Annotated in this window: 15 protein-coding genes; 5 read left to right on the top strand and 10 right to left on the bottom strand. The window is 42.8% G+C overall.

The annotated features are described in order from the left end of the window. Window positions 1–152 precede the first annotated feature (152 nt). Entirely contained in the window at window positions 153–548 is a 396-nt protein-coding gene (locus FYJ53_RS14935) for a hypothetical protein (protein ID WP_154557438.1), read from the bottom strand. Window positions 549–848: 300 nt separating this feature from the next. Between FYJ53_RS14935 and FYJ53_RS14930 the strand changes: the two genes are divergently transcribed. The 5 genes from FYJ53_RS14930 to FYJ53_RS14910 all read left to right on the top strand — a co-directional run bounded on the left by FYJ53_RS14930 (window position 849) and on the right by FYJ53_RS14910 (window position 6,481). After that, window positions 849–2,183 (top strand): ABC transporter substrate-binding protein, encoded by a 1,335-nt coding sequence (locus tag FYJ53_RS14930; protein ID WP_154557437.1) that lies wholly within the window; start codon window positions 849–851, stop codon window positions 2,181–2,183. Between the two features lie 17 nt (window positions 2,184–2,200). After that, a complete protein-coding gene (locus FYJ53_RS14925) occupies window positions 2,201–3,823 on the top strand; it encodes a response regulator transcription factor (RefSeq protein ID WP_154557436.1) in 1,623 nt (540 codons plus the stop codon). 352 nt (window positions 3,824–4,175) lie between these two features. Beyond that, a complete protein-coding gene (gene mobC, locus FYJ53_RS14920; RefSeq protein ID WP_154557435.1) occupies window positions 4,176–4,505 on the top strand; it encodes a plasmid mobilization relaxosome protein MobC in 330 nt (109 codons plus the stop codon). Further along, window positions 4,466–5,794, top strand: coding sequence for a relaxase/mobilization nuclease domain-containing protein (locus FYJ53_RS14915; RefSeq protein ID WP_154557434.1), 1,329 nt, complete (start codon window positions 4,466–4,468; stop codon window positions 5,792–5,794). Before mobC ends, FYJ53_RS14915 begins: the two co-directional genes overlap by 40 nt. 117 nt (window positions 5,795–5,911) lie before the next feature. Beyond that, window positions 5,912–6,481 carry a hypothetical protein gene (locus tag FYJ53_RS14910; protein ID WP_154557433.1) on the top strand — a complete coding sequence of 190 codons (570 nt, stop codon included), beginning with the start codon at window positions 5,912–5,914 and terminating at the stop codon, window positions 6,479–6,481. Between the two features lie 170 nt (window positions 6,482–6,651). On the opposite strand, the gene FYJ53_RS14905 is transcribed toward FYJ53_RS14910, so the two are convergent. From FYJ53_RS14905 to FYJ53_RS14865, 9 genes are read right to left on the bottom strand one after another with little or no spacing between them, the layout of a single operon-like run. After that, a complete protein-coding gene (locus tag FYJ53_RS14905) occupies window positions 6,652–7,014 on the bottom strand; it encodes a cysteine-rich VLP domain-containing protein (protein ID WP_154557432.1) in 363 nt (120 codons plus the stop codon). Next, complete coding sequence (locus FYJ53_RS14900; protein ID WP_154557431.1) at window positions 7,011–8,528, bottom strand: YodL domain-containing protein; 1,518 nt, start codon at window positions 8,526–8,528, stop codon at window positions 7,011–7,013. Before FYJ53_RS14900 ends, FYJ53_RS14905 begins: the two co-directional genes overlap by 4 nt. Window positions 8,529–8,531: 3 nt before the next feature. Next, entirely contained in the window at window positions 8,532–9,458 is a 927-nt protein-coding gene (locus FYJ53_RS14895) for an antirestriction protein ArdA (protein WP_154557430.1), read from the bottom strand. Continuing rightward, window positions 9,455–11,242, bottom strand: a complete 1,788-nt coding sequence (locus tag FYJ53_RS14890) for a DNA topoisomerase 3 (protein WP_243143994.1) — start codon at window positions 11,240–11,242, stop codon at window positions 9,455–9,457. Before FYJ53_RS14890 ends, FYJ53_RS14895 begins: the two co-directional genes overlap by 4 nt. Beyond that, on the bottom strand, window positions 11,242–11,853 hold the full coding sequence (locus tag FYJ53_RS14885; RefSeq protein WP_154557428.1) for a DUF4366 domain-containing protein: 612 nt from the start codon (window positions 11,851–11,853) through the stop codon (window positions 11,242–11,244). Before FYJ53_RS14885 ends, FYJ53_RS14890 begins: the two co-directional genes overlap by 1 nt. Continuing rightward, complete coding sequence (locus tag FYJ53_RS14880) at window positions 11,834–12,097, bottom strand: DUF4315 family protein (RefSeq protein WP_154557427.1); 264 nt, start codon at window positions 12,095–12,097, stop codon at window positions 11,834–11,836. The genes FYJ53_RS14885 and FYJ53_RS14880 overlap by 20 nt, the downstream gene beginning before the upstream one ends. A 25-nt stretch (window positions 12,098–12,122) precedes the next feature. Further along, complete coding sequence (locus tag FYJ53_RS21905) at window positions 12,123–14,468, bottom strand: C40 family peptidase (RefSeq protein ID WP_154557426.1); 2,346 nt, start codon at window positions 14,466–14,468, stop codon at window positions 12,123–12,125. Between the two features lie 15 nt (window positions 14,469–14,483). After that, complete coding sequence (locus tag FYJ53_RS14870) at window positions 14,484–15,248, bottom strand: hypothetical protein (protein WP_154557425.1); 765 nt, start codon at window positions 15,246–15,248, stop codon at window positions 14,484–14,486. After that, window positions 15,245–15,430: a hypothetical protein gene (locus FYJ53_RS14865; RefSeq protein WP_154557424.1), complete on the bottom strand. Its 186-nt coding sequence runs from the start codon at window positions 15,428–15,430 to the stop codon at window positions 15,245–15,247. Before FYJ53_RS14865 ends, FYJ53_RS14870 begins: the two co-directional genes overlap by 4 nt. Window positions 15,431–15,506: the final 76 nt, after the last annotated feature.

Genomic DNA, 15,506 nt, shown 5'->3' with positions numbered 1-15,506 from the left:
CTTCTATCATAAAACGGAAAATTTTTAAGCAGCCTTCCGCCGCAGCTTGAAAGCTGCGGCGGAAGGCTACCATATCAGTTGGGCGTATGACTGTCCGCTTTTCAATATCAATCAGCAAACGACACTGCTGTTTGGTAATAATGTAATATTTATCAGGCTTCCCTTTTGTTTAATACTGCGCCGATTATGTATAATACGGGAAGCGCCAAGCCTGTAATTAGGTTCATTACACTAAAAGAGTTACCTAAAACAGTGCTTATAATATTGCCAGCTATACTGAACAATGCAACCAAAACACCCATTACAATGCAAGACTGCGCCTTTTCCGGTCGTGCACTGTTTTTTACGCCCATAATTCCGGCAATAAATTGGATAACAGCGCCAATCAGCGTTAAAATGCTTGCAAACATCAAACCGCCCGAACTTGTTTCAAGTATTGCCGCCAATGCGCCTACACCGATTACCGCAATGATGCCGCCGATCATTCCAATACTGCCGCCGATAATCATTAAAATACCTGTTACCTTTAAAAATTTTCTTCCTTTCATTGTCCTGTCCTCCTCTTTCTTTTTTACGTCTTCTGCCCAACTGTTCGGTTATCATCAAAACTTTGTTTCCAAACTGCTTGACTATTTTGGCCGGATATGCTATAATAGATAACAATATTTAGAAATGATGCAACCTACAATTTGATTATAAATAATACTTAACTATCTGTCGCTACCCTTGAACGGTAATTGGGGTAGGAAAACGACAGATATTTCTTATTTTTAGGCAAATGGGGTAGGAAAAAGGGTAGTATATGAAAAATATTACTATGAACAAGGAGAACTGAAAGGAGAACTGATATGAAAAAAACAATAACAACTATTTTATTCATAGCTGTCGCTGTAACACTTACGCTGTCCGGCTGCAATATTCGAAATTTATCTTTGGGCGATAAAACTACAACGCTTTCAATATGGCACGTTTACGGTTCTCAAACCGAATCGCCGATGAACGATATAATAGATGAATTTAATCAAAGCGTCGGAAAAGACAAGGGTATCGTTGTTGAGGTTACTTCCGTAAGCGACTCTGCAGCAATTGACGAAGCTGTTGTAAATGCTGCGGACAGCGGCAATCTCCCCGATATTTTTACAGCCTATCCGAGAATTGTAAACAAAATTGATAAGGATATGCTTTTGAATTGGAACGATTATTTTTCCGAAAAGGAATTAAGCGGATATGTTGAGGATTTTTTAAGCGAGGGATATTTTGACGACAAGTTTCTTATGTTCCCGATTGCAAAATCAACCGAATTATTTTTCTTGAATAAAACGCTGTTTGAAAGATTTTCCGATAATACGGATTTTTCCGATTTCAATAATATTTTTGCTCTGTGCGATAAATATTACGACTATTCGGACGGAAAAGCAATGCTGCAAATAAATGATTATTATCACTTTTTCTTCACTCAAATACATGCTTTGGGAGGAAATTTTATAGAAAATAATAAAATTAACACGGACAGCAAGGAATTTGAAGCGGCGTTTACCCCTCTTGCAAAAGCGGCGATTTATGGCGGACTTTCTACAGACGGCGGCTATGCGTCCGACAAATGGAAAACGGCCGAACTGATAAGTTCTGTCGGCTCTACCGCCGGAATTATGTATATGCGGGATTATGTAACATACGAAAACGGCGACGATGAAAATATTGAAACAAAGGTATATACCTATCCCACGCTTAACGGCACAAACCCTACGGCCATCCAGCGCGGGACAGGTATATTCGGAGTGAAAAGCGACGATAAAAAGAAAAACAAGGCGATTGCGCTGTTTGTAAAATGGCTTACAGAAAAAAAGCACAATCTTCATTTGGCAACGGAAATGGGCTATCTGCCTGTTACAAAAGAGGCGTTTGACGAATTGATGTCAAATCTTGACGCAGTGGAAAATCCAAAGTACCGGCTTGTTTATGAAGCAGTTTCAAAAATGTATGACAATTATTCCTTTATTGCGCTGCCGCTGCTTGATAACAGTGCGGATGTGCAGAAAAATTTTGAACAAAGCGTTAAGACAGTATTAAGCGAGGCGCACAAAACATATATAAAACGTATTGACGGCGGCGAGGATAAAGAAGCGGTAATGAACGAATTACTTACCGTATCACTTAGCTCGCTCAAAAAGCAAATGCGGTAATTGAAAAGAGGATTACAATGACATATCGTTTATCTCAGATTAAAGCTGTTTTGGCAGCCGTAAAAAAGCAAGGAATTTCTATGCAGAAAAAGCTGTTTTTCTATTTTGCTTCTTTGATTTGCGGCTTTCTTGCCGTTGTGATTATTATATTAAATTTTGCAGGTATTCTTAATCCGACAAACAAAACCTTTCAAAGACTGCTTTCTGCTCAATCTGAGGTATCGCTTTCATATATAAAGCACAACACAGCAAAGCTGTCGGCAAATGCCGTGTCTTTTTCACAAAAGCTCTCAACCGATATAAAAAAGACATTGCAGATAAATGCAATGAGTTTTGATGATTTGGGCAATAATCCCACAGCGTTAAAAGCCGTTCAAAGCAATACATATAATACGGTATACACTTATATGCAACTTACTCCGGCAAGCGGCGCGTTTTATTATCTTAATACAACGACAAAACCGGAAAAAGGCAGTTACAGCGGTATATATCTTAAATTCAAAAATCTCAGTACCGAAAATACCATTAACACGGATATCAGTATGTATCACGGTATTTCTTCTGTTGCCAGAGAGAACAAAATTTCCCTTAACAGCACTTGGACACTGGAAACGGAAAAGGGATTGTTTCGCGAAATTGACGAGATGATGGAACAGAAAAACATGAAAACGGCGCAAGAAGGGGTTATGACCTCGCTGTATCAGCTTCCGGGCACTTGGGAACACGCATTTTTCGTGTGTGCTCCGATTGTAAACGATAAAAAAGAGATCATAGGCGTTTGCGGCTTTGAAATAAATTCTTTATATTTTAAGTACATATACAAGAATTCCGTCAGCGACACCGAACATATGGTGCTGACTGTCTTTGATGAGACGGACGATTCTTACAGCGGTATTATCTCTGAATATACGGCTGCCAGTATTATATCGGCAGAGGGGAATTTCAAATATGTTCCAAATACCCCTTTTGATCTTTTCCGTATCAACGATGAAAAGTATATTGGTAAAACGCAAAATTTTTCTGTGGGAGAAAGCAATCATTATTCCGCTGTTATGCTCCCGTATTCGTATTACAGGTATTCCAAATATAAGACGCAGCTATTGATTTTTGTAATTTTTCTGCTTATAACGGCAGCGGCGATTATTTGCTGTTCTGTTTTAAGCCGTCGGTATATCAATCCGATAATCAATGATATTGAGGGTTTGAAGCAGGGAACAATTAACAAACAAAATCTGCGTATTCCCGAAATTGTTGATTTACTTGATTTCCTTGAACAAAATGATAGGGATTACGAGCAAAAACTGAGCAGCCTTGAAGAACAAAAGCGGTTGGCGGAACAAGAAGCCGCAAGAATTCAATCCGAGCTTGACCGTATTATTGATAAAAGGAAAAAAGAACTGAGCGATGACGGCGTCAACCATTTTATGCAAAATTTAATCACCTTAACGCCGCGGGAAAAGGACGTTTTTAATTTATATCTTGAGGGATATTCGGGAAAAGAGATTGTTGAAAAACTCGGTTTTACAAATAACGCGCTAAAATTCCATAATAAAAATATATATTCTAAGCTGGGTGTTACCTCCAGAAAAGAACTTATGCAATACGCTGTTATATTGAAACAGAGAAACCGTAATGAATAAAATATTTTCAATAATATAGGGAGTGTACAATACCTCCCTATTTTTGTTGCTTTTATTATTCTTCTTATGTCCGGCATATACGGTGATTTTTTGTTTTATTCATTTGCTCCAAAACGTTTAACTTCTTTATATTCATTAGCTTCACAAAAAACAAATTTACTAAAACAGTTGTAGAATTATTTGTATAATTGTTACCTATATATAAGGGAAAAAACTAATTTTCAAAGAACAGCAAGCAAAGCGAGTGTGGCTACACTCACGATTTTTTTAATTGCTTCTGCTCCGCAGAAACCTTAAAAAAATATTTTGGGAACTTATCCCAAACCCAGCAGAAAAAACGGAGGATTTTACTATGGCAAATCGGAAAAGAAAAATGGTGCTTCGTTGCCCTGTAACAGAGGAAGAACGGAAGCTGATTGAATACAAAATGTCGCTTGTGCCGACAAATCAAATCGGGGCGTACTTACGGAAAATGGCGATTGACGGATATATTATCTATACTGATACCACCGACATTAAAAAAATGAATAAGGAATTGCACGCTATCGGACTGAATATCAATCAGATTGCAAAGCGTGTTAATTCCACAAGCAGCGTCTACCGTGAGGACATTGACGAGCTTCGGGAAAGGTTACAAGAGATATGGCATATACAAAGAACCATACTATCGACGCTACGCTGAAAAAAGCGGTTGACTATATCTGCAATCCCGAAAAGACAGATGATACCTTGCTGATACATTCTTACGGCTGTTCACCCGAAACGGCAGATATGGAATTTGAATGGACGAGAGAAAAATCCACCTCCCCGACGCCGCATTTAGCGCGGCATTTAATACAATCCTTTTCGCCGGGTGAAACCACGCCGGAACAAGCGCACGAAATCGGAAAGCGGCTCGCTGATGAAGTGCTGGGCGGTAGATTTGAATATGTGCTCACAACGCACATTGATAAGGGACATATTCATAATCATATCATTTTTAATGACGTCAGTTTTGTTGACTATAAGCATAGCCACGTCAACAGACGGTGGAACAAGCAAACCCGCCACATTAGTGATAATCTGTGCAAAGAATACGGCTTATCCATAATACCGCCGAACAAAAACAAGGGCAAGAGCTATATTGAATATTCCGCCGCCCGCAAAGGTACAAGCTGGAAAGCACAGTTAAAAGCGGATATTGACAAAGCAATATCACGGTCAACGGATTTTGAGGATTTTCTCTTGCGAATGGAAATTGCCGATTATGAAATAAAACGCGGTAAATATATTTCATTCCGTGCCAAAGGGAAAGAACGGTTTACAAGAGGAAAGACGTTAGGCGAACGGTACACAGAGGATTCCATAAGAGAACGAATAGAAAAGAACCGTACCCGCAAACCAAGAACGAACAGCCGCCGTATCAATTTGCTGATTGATATTCAGAATTGTATTAAGGCACAAGAGAGTAAGGGCTATGAGCATTGGGCAAAAATCAATAATCTGAAACAGGCAAGTAAAACATTAAATTATCTCACCGAGCATAATATCAAAAGCTATGCGGAATTGGAACAGACCGCCGAGAAAATCCATACAGATTTTGACGCTGTTTCCGCGCAAATCAAGAGTACGGAAAAGCAGATGAACGACACCGCCGTCCTGATGAAGAACGTCGATACATATACAGAATTAAAACCTGTCTATGATAAATACCGAACAGCGAAAAATAAATCTGATTTTGAAAACAAATACCGCCGCGAAATTATCCTGTTCAGAACAGCGGCGAAAAATCTGAAAGGCAAAAATCCGCCGTCCGCTCCGGCATTAAAAAATTCTTACGCGGAGCTTAACGAGCAGAAAGCGGCGTTATATGAAGAATATAAAAAGCTGAAAAAGCAGTCTGCCGAAATTGATATTGTCAAACAAAATGTTGATATGCTTCTGGGCGATAATCTGAATAAGGAGCGAACACAGGAACACGAGATTGAATAGTCGTTTGTGCGCTCTATACAGGTATCAAAGAAAAAAATCGGCGCTTTGCACGCTGGGCGCATGGTATGAATGATGATATAATTATTATAACAAATAAAAATACAGGAGGTTTCCACTATGAAAAAATTTACAATGTTTATGCTGTCGGCGGCGATTGCCGCGTCAATTTCAAGCACGGCGTTCGCCGCTGAAATTCCAAGAGAGTCCGCCCCTGCAAACGCAACGGAGGAAAGTATCGTAATCGCCGAAAACTTAATCGGTGGCATATTAGATGAAGTACAAAACGGTTTAGGGTATCAACCCGCGTGGAGCAAAGCGAACAACGCCATATTCAGCGCCGTACTTGCAAAGCAGACAAACGGTTATGGCTATTCCGATTTAGCCGCAATATCACGAAATGCAATTTTGCAATATCGGGATATGTACTTGCGGCCTGAGTATTATGCGGAAAAGGAAAATGCAGTTAAGGCTCTGATAGCTGATTTAATTACAGACGTGCAGAATGGGATAAAAGATTATACCACAGCAAGAAATGAAGCCTATACAAGAATTTATCAGTCATTCAATCCAAGCTACACACCAAATACGGAAGTCGGCGTTGACCGAATATATTTAGATATTCCCGCCGCCGATACCGTGATGTTTACACAGGCAAGAAAGCTATTACAAGAAGCGTCAAATAAATAAGCATAAAAAAAGAAACAGGAGCAAGCGCCGATTTTTACGGTTCTTGCTCCTGTTTTTTGCTGTCTGAAAATTGAGCATTTAGACCTTGATTTTAGGCTGTTTTGGATAAAGTATATTACCCCGATTGTTTCAGCCGCGAAAAGCCCTTATTTTATGCGGTTCTCAAAGTCCTATTTGCTCAATCCTTTACCCTTGTTTCTTTGGTATTTTTGCTGATACTGTACTTGTTTTCTGCGTCTGATGTGGATTTTGCATTTATTGCAATACTTCGCCTTGTTGCCCTTGAAAACAAACAGCTTGCCGCATACGGCGCATATTTTGGTATTCGGCGGCTTTGCAAGCTGTATGTATAATTCCTTGTCAAGCGGAAGCACCGCCGACCTGCACCATTTACAGATAATATGCGAAAATGTAATTGTTTGAGGGCATACGCAATCAAGCAGAATACAATTCCCGTTGTCATAATTGCAGCACTCACGGCGGATAAGGGCGTTTATTCGTCTGCTCTGCTGCGGCGTCAGTTTCGTAATCATAGCTCCGGCTCCGGTTTCTGCGGAGGCTTTGGCGGCTGTTTGTCCTGCTCCTGCTTTGTACGCTGAAGCTGCTCCTTGATAGAGGGCTTTCCCTGTTTCGGCGGCTCATTGCTGCTAAATTTCTCAATTCGGGTGTCTGTATTCATACGCTGTGAAATCATAATATTTGTGCTTCCGTTGCCAATACTGATTATCCCGGTATTATTTTTGAAATGCAAATCTGTCAGCGTTTTATTTTTTGGCTGTTCATTATTGATAATGCCGTCAATCTGATTGTAGTTCTGTTCAATCTGTTTTTCCGCATTTTCAAGATAATTTTCTTTGAGAAACTCCGGCACTTCAACAAAGCCGGACACATCGCAATAATAGGCCTTATCTTCACCGTTCCTATGCAATACTACAATATCCGAAACGGACATACTGCGCCCCTTAAAATCCTGCGGACGATTTATATTAAATTTCTCAAACAGATTTTCAAGAGTGGTATTGTCAGACAATCTGCAAATATATGTAAGCTCATAATTATTTTTGTCTATACTCAATCCGCATTTTTGAAGCAAGTTATACGGCGCATATCTGTAATCTCTTGTTAATTCACCGTCCTTGACCTGATACAGCATATATTGATTACAAGGATATTTTTGTTCAAAGTCACATATCCTGTCAACCAGCGCGTCACCCTGCAAGGTGCTTGTTTCGGTAAGCATATCCTTTATATTAAGCGTATTCCCGTTCATCAGACAATCGGATATATATACGGGCGGCTCGTCCGGCTTCGTATATTTTGATATATACTCGGAATTATGCCCGCGCAAATAACCGTCAATCTGTATTGCCAATTCCATTGACGCCTGAAGCTGAATATCAAAATTTAGATTTTTTCCGTTTTCCGTAACAATGTATTCGGGCGGTACGGTTTCAATATTGCCGTTGTATTTTTCTGTTAAAGCAGCGGAGTTTCTTTCCAAATATATATCGTCCAAAAAATACCCGCCGTTATCATTCGCATAAGCGCGTCCGTAGGTTGCATAATCAATAAAATTGGAAAGGTCGCCTAACACTTCAATACCAAGCCCATTACGCTCGGCTATATATGCGCCGATATTTTCCCAGCTTCCCATATCAGCAATAATATCAAAACACTCCGTATTATAAGTAAGATTGATTGCGTCCTTAATACTCTGACATTCTTTCGTCTGAATGACAGCCTGAAAAACAGTCATTTCTATGTCCTCTAACTCCGATATACGGGAAGCGAGATAATTGAGCTCGTCAATATCGCCGTCCATTGAGAGAAATTTTTCAAGGTCGTTATTGCCGCATTTGTATTCGTCAATAAAATACTGGTCGCTGTCCGCATTGTTCGGCAGCCCTATTTCATTAAATAAAGCCGAAACGTCCTCTTTTGTGGTCGGAAAATACAGCCAAGCACCGCTTGTTTCGTGATTTCCGTTGTCATATTCCTTTGCATTTACGATAAACGCCTTAAATATATAATCTGAATTTCTATCCATTCGTTACACCTCCAAATCGTTATTTTTTATCTTCGTGCTTTCTTGCGGAGCAGCCGCGCATTTTGCTTTGTTTTCCGCAAGCTGCTGACGGATAGAAGGCTTTTCCCGCTCCGTCCGCTCCTGTATGATAGCGTTGTATAAATCCATATCGGATTGCGTTATACCCTCCGTAAGCTGATAATCAAGCGACAATTCGATACCGTCCACAAAAGCCTGTTTTTCATCTTCGGTCATAGTTTCAAGCGTCGGTTCGTCCTCCGATACAAAAACACAGTATTCATCGGGTATATCCTCACGGTTTCCGTTGTACCGTTCAATAAAACTGCCGTAGTTATTGATGATATATCCGTTGTCGGTAAACTCGCCGCCCTCGTCAAACCGAATATCCCGCCCAAATGCTTCGTAATCAATGTAATTAGACAGCGTACCTAACGCGCTTGCGTCATACGCTCCACTTTCTTCCACCCAATAATAGCCCAAATCGCTGTCGCTGTGTATGTCGGAATAGAAGTTGTAACAGTCAAGATTTTCTGTGAGATTGATTAAATCCTTAACGCTGTCCGTATATTCGCCCATTTCCACAGCAGCTTGAAAACATTCAAATTCGCTTTCGCTCAATTCCTCAATCCTGCTTGCAAGATAATTGAGCTCGTCAAGGCTTTCATATTCGCCCAGCACGTCATACAAGCCGGGTACATAACAATCGTAATCGGTGATGAACCATTCCTCATAAGGCTGTCCGAAATCGTCCTTTTGTCCTATTCCGATACGCTTGAACACATCTTGTATTTCCTCCGGCGTTGTCGGGAAGTGTACCCATTCGCCGACTAAATACCCCTCGTTGTATTTTCCGAGATTGGTAATAAAAGCGTCAAACGGAAAATACTTTAATACTTCCGTACTCGTTGCCGCTGTTGCCGCCGCACTCATAATTCAACACCGCTTTTCTCTTGAAACGGATTACTTTGCGTCCGGTCAAATTCACGGTAGCGGCTCACAAGCTCCGCAAGCATAGCTTCAATGCCCTGCATAAATTCTTTCGGGCTTGCTTTGCCTTTGGATATTAAACTAAGGCGGTTTTCCCATTCGGCGGTCAACGACGCTGAAATGAGGGTATCGGGCAGAACAGAAACAAGAAGCGTTCCGTTTTTGGTCGGAAGTATCTGCTTGCCCTTGCGCTCCGCAAATCCTGTCTGCACCAGCTTTTCTAAAATCGCCGCGCGGGTAGCAGGGGTTCCCAAACCTTTACGCTCTGCGTCGTCGGTCGTTTCCTTTGCTCCCGCCGCTTCCATTGCGGAAAGTAGAGTATCTTCCGTGTACGGCTTCGGCGGCGCGGTATATTTCTCACAAAGCTCCGGCTTTATATCCAAAAATGTTTCGCCCTCCGTAAAGGTTACGGACGGATCGCCGCCGTCCTCGTTTTCTGATGAAGAAGCAAGCAGCTTTTCCACAGCCTTAAAACCGTAGGAAATAATGCGCTTTCCCTTTGCGGTAAAGGTATAACCGCCGCACTCGAATATTGCAGTTGTATTCTCAAAAACATACGGCTCCGCCGCCGCTGAAATCAGACGGCAGATAATGAGCTTTAATAAATGAAGTTCACCGTTTGGAAGCTCCGCTATATCTGCGGTTTCAATCTGCACTGTTGGAATAATAGCGTGGTGGTCTGATACCTTGCTGCTGTTCAGCATTGCCGATACTTCGGGAACAAAATTAGAAATGCTGTCAAATGGCGATACGCTCATTGAAACAGAAATCACCCTATTTACTGTGTCCGCCATATCCTCCGTTAAATATCGGCTGTCGGTTCGGGGATAGGTGATAAGTTTCTTTTCGTAAAGCGATTGCGCGTAATCAAGCGTCTGTTTTGCGGTATAGCCGTAAAGCCTGTTTGCCGCCCTCTGCAAAGCTGTCAAGTCAAATAATTTCGGCGGCTTTTCCGTCTTTTGCTCTTTTTTCACCGAAACACAAACGGCCTGTGAATGTTCACAAGCCGTTACAACTTCTTTTGCGGTATCTTCATTGTCAATACGCTCCGTTTCCGCTTTTACGCCGCCAACGTCAAGCATTACGGTAAAATATTTTTCCTTTTTGAAAAAGGATATTTTGTTGTGCCTGTCGGCAAGCAGCGCAAGCGTCGGCGTCTGCACCCTGCCGATATTTAAGGTCTTTCGGTAGAGCAGAGAAAACAGCCGTGTTGAATTGATACCCACAAGCCAATCCGCCCATAAGCGGCATAATGCGGAATGATAAAGATTATCGTATTCGCTTCCGTCTTTGAGGTTTGTAAAGCCCTCACGGATTGCGCTTTCTTCCATTGATGAAATCCATAATCTTTTAATCGGCTTTCTGCAATTCGCCTGTGCATACACCAAACGGAATATGAGCTCGCCCTCGCGTCCTGCGTCGCAAGCGTTGATAACTTCGGTAATGTCCTTTCGGTTCATCAGGCTTTTTACTACCTTGAATTGCTTTTGCTTGCCGCCGTAGATTTTGTATTGAAATTCCTGCGGAATAATCGGCAAATCCGCATAATTCCATTTCAAGTATTTTTCATCATAAACGGACGGCTCCGCAAGCGCCACCAAATGTCCCACGCACCAGCTTATGACATAATCTGTATTTTCAATATATCCGTCCTTGCTGCCCTTAATGTTCAGCGCCTTTGCTATTGCAAACGCGACGGACGGCTTTTCTGCTATAATCAGTTTCATCACTCGTCGTCCTCCGTATCTTCTGTTTCTTCGGTTTCAGTTTCTTCAAGCTCGAAATCCTCTATATCGTCCGCGCCCTCCAGCTTCTTTTTAGGAAGTATCACCTTGTAATAATAACCGCCGATAACTCCGGCTGCTATCAGGGCAAGGACGATATACAGCGTAGGGCTGCCGCCTTTTTTCTGCTCCTGTTGCTCCTGCGGTTTCTGCTGCTCCGCCTGCTCCGGCTCCGGCGAGGCGGAGGCTTCGGGCTTCGGTTCGGCTGCCGTCGGCGGTGTGTAGTCCTCAACCAATGCCGCAAGGTCGCTTTTGTCAACGGTATTTAAGAAATACACATTTTCGCTGTTTGCGCCCTTATCAATCACGAAATAGAAAACATTTCCGTCCCGTGCCGTAACCGTGATAAACTGCAAATTCTCATTGTCGGTAACATCATCTACAAGCTGCGCGTTTCCTTTCGGCGTAAGCGTCCTGTTATCCTCAATCACGGTTTCGGTCTGCGTCTGTATTGGTTTTGCCGCTTCGCTGCTCTGTGCAAATGCCGTTACTCCTGATAATGCAAAAGCGGCGGTAAGTACCGCCGCCGCAAGTTTAAGCCTGTTCATCTTCATTGTCTGTGTCCTCCTGTAATTCTGCTTTGTATTCTTCGGGCAATTCAAATTCTCCCTTTGCGTATGCTTTCAAAAGTGCCGTAAGCGTTTTATTGTCAATATTGACCGTTTTCACAAGCTGAACAATCTGCAAGTTTTCCGCTTCCGCTTTCTGCGCTCCCAATATGCGGACTTTCTTCTGAAGCTCCGCAATTTTTTCTTTTGTCCTGATAATATCCTTTTCAATTTTTGCTATCGTTGCCATAGTTAAATCAACTCCTTAAAATTTTTTAGTTAGATAATCGTCCGTAGGCGAAAAAATGCTGCGTCCAATAATTTGTATTGACGCTTGTATATTGTATCGGGTTTCCAGCGTGTATCATCATTCCGTTTCCGACATACAGCCCGACATGCGATACCTCGCTTGTGTTGTAAGTGCCCTTAAAGAAAATTATATCGCCCGGCTTTGCGTCCTGCGGCGATACCCGTGCGCATTGATTGTAAATGCCCTGCGCCGTTGTGCGGCTCAATGGATAAACGCCGGAATTACTGAATACCCAGCATACAAAACCGCTGCAATCAAAAGATGTTGACGGATTGCTGCCGCCCCATACATACGGAAAACCTAAGTATTTTTCCGCTTCGGTAATCAGCCGCCGGAATGTCGCGTCCGTCAATGCTTCACCGGGAATGGTGTAGCTCGGTGCGTCGGTTTCGTTGGCGTAAATATCGTTTGCAAACAGATAATCACGGTTGCCCTTGCTCACAAGATAGATGTTGTATAATTCCCGCTGGTCGTCTGTGAGGGAATTTGTCATCCCCTCATTTGTTAGCGTAACATTTAATATTTTGTATTCCTTTGCGTTCCCGTCCTCGTCCCTGCGCTGTTCGGTAGTGGTGGTAATTCTCAAATGGTATTGAGAATGAAAAAGCGTATCAAGACTTGATTTAATGTCACGAAACTTGAAATCCTGATACACCGCCGTAAGATAGGAAATAAGCTCATACGGGTTATGACCTATCTGCGTCATACTGTACTTGTATTCGTCATAGCTGGGATAATCGCGTTCAATGCGGTTGATTTTACTTTGTAGATTTTGCTCCAAAGAAACATAATAATTTTCAGCCGCGTATATATCCGCGTCGTCTGCAAAGTAGGACGATACCATAATGGAATTTGCGCCTGTTGTTACCATAACGGAACAGGAGGACAGCATCGTACCCAACCACGCAATCAAAAGCACGATTGCAAGAATAACACCGAATACCGCTTTATGCCGCCATACAAAAGCAACGAACCGCCGTAATGCCCGTTCGGTATTCTGCGCGGTTTTCTTCGCCGCCTTTGCGGATTGCTCCGCCTGTTTTGCTTTCTGATACTGCTTTTTTATCCGCTGCTTCTGCTGAAATTTCCGAATAACAGATTTTTTAAGCTGCGGATTTTCGGCAAGCGTCCTTTCGCGGATTGCCTTAACTTCCGCTTTGTCCGCGCGGTGTCTGAGCCTTGCGGCTTTTTTATACGGCGTTTCCTTTCGCTGTCCGTTGATATATTTTGCTGTCCTCATACTATGCTGTGCCAGCGTTTCCGCTTTCTGCTCGGCCTTGTGTGCCGCCTCAACTGCGGTATTGTCGTGCTCGACCTCTGCGACTTTGGAATGAATTTTATTCATTGCCGCATACTGCAGCGTGTCCGCGCCGGTTCGTATCGGGGAACGGTGGTATAAATCCGATTGAGGGCGCACCTCTTTTTCAAACTGCAAGCGGGTTTTTGGCTTTTGCTTCTGTTCGTCAAAAATCCGCTGACGCTTGATTTTTGTTTTATGCGGTAATTTTTGTTCCGCCTTATCCGCTGCCGTTTTTGCTTTCTCGGCTTTCTGTTCAAACCGCTTTACACGGTCAAAGGGAACATCACCATTAGCTGATTTTGTATCTTCCGAATTTTCCTGTTTCGGAGTTTTGCCGCCCTCTGCGGATTGCTCCGCTTTGGTATCAGCGGAAGAAGCGCCCTCCAGTTTTTCGTCCCTGTGATAAAGCCGCTGTTTTCGCTTGCCCTGTTCGGGCACGTCCGGCTCCGTAGGCTTCGCCCTGTCAAAAGCAATATTGCTGTCTTTATTTGCAACATCTTCCGAAAAGTCAATATCCGTATTGCGAGAAAACTCCGTTTTGTTGTCCTGCACCACATCACGGATATTGTAATCTTCCATATCAGATAGAGGGGGAGGCGCTTTTGCTTCCGATTCCTGCGGAATATCCAAATCAACAGACTTTTTCATATTCTGCGTATGCTGATGATAAATACGCCTTTTTTGTTTCGGCGTTTGCTTCGGCGGTTCGAATTTCGGAATATCCCTGACATCTTCCGTCTGTTCAAGTTCGGTTGCTTCTGAAACTTCCTGCGTTTGTTCCGGTTCGGATAAATCCGTTTGCATATCCGCAGCATACGGCGTTTCGGGATTGACCGCCGCCGTTTCCGTCTGCGGCTCCTGCCGCGATTGATACATACGGTTTTTCTTCGACTGTGTAATCGGTTTTGTCTGCGGAATTTCCGTATGCCGTCCAAGCTGAACATCAGGGCGTTTGTCCTTAATGTAGCTTTCATCACGGGCTTTTGACTTAAATTCTTTATCGTTTCTCACAGCCTAACACCCCCGTCAAAGCTCTAAAGAGGGGCGCGTCTGCCCCTGCTCCGGCGGTATAATGTTGCTTTTAAGTTCGGTAAGCTGTTTTCGGACGGAGGGCTTTTCAGCCGCTTTCGGTTTCTCGGCTTCCTGTGCCTTTTGCATTTCCTCCGTGATATATCCGGGCAAGAGCTGTCCGTACACCATAAAGGATTTTTCCAATTCTTTTGGAATAGGCGGGGATATTTCCGTGAATAAATGCGAATATGCCTTAATTCTGCCCTGTATATATTTCTCGGCTTCCTCACGGGTAGAGCAAACGCGCTCTTGTCCCGCCACTTTATATGAGCTTTGCGATTGAGGCCTGTTTGTATATATATCCCACCTGACATCATATTTTTTCGCGTCCGTCCTCCAGCTTGACCGTTCATATATGCGGTATGACATTTTATATACCCTGTTACTGATACGGTTATAGTCAAATTCATCTTTAGCTTTTACCCATTTATTTGAACTGTGCTCAACTTCGGGTACTTCCAAATATGCAATCGCCCTGTCATACTGCCGTGTAACCGCCGCTTGCTTTTCCCAATTCTGCGCCGCCTGCCGCACCTTTTCAAAAGCCGTCTTTTCTTTGGCAACGCTGCCGTCGCGCATAGCCTGTAATTTTTCGAGCGGTTTTGATACTAAATCCGACATATCGGTTTCGTCAACGTATATGCTATGCTCAATCGTGATTTTGCTGCCCTCGCTTAATCTGTCAAAATCATACGAATGATAGCCGTTATTCTCTGTCATATCCCGTCCACCTCCTTGATTTCCTCCAGACGGATATTACTTGTAATCTCATAGCCGCGCCGTGCGGCAAGCTCGGTAATATCCGCAATCAGCTTTTTGCGTTCCTCACGCCGGATATTCTTCATTGCTTCGTATGCGGTTTCATCTCGGCAGCCGCTGGCATTCATTTTTTCCTTATCCAATCGTTTCACTTCCAATCTGTATAAATTAAGGTGTGGAAGTTATGGAAAACTCTTTGAGTTTACGCACAAATCCCAC

Source organism: Eubacterium sp. BL-380-WT-2B, from assembly GCF_009696115.1.
In the GTDB taxonomy this organism is placed as follows: Bacteria; Bacillota; Clostridia; order Eubacteriales; family Eubacteriaceae; genus Eubacterium; species Eubacterium callanderi.
This window is presented reverse-complemented; position numbering and strand designations above follow the sequence as displayed.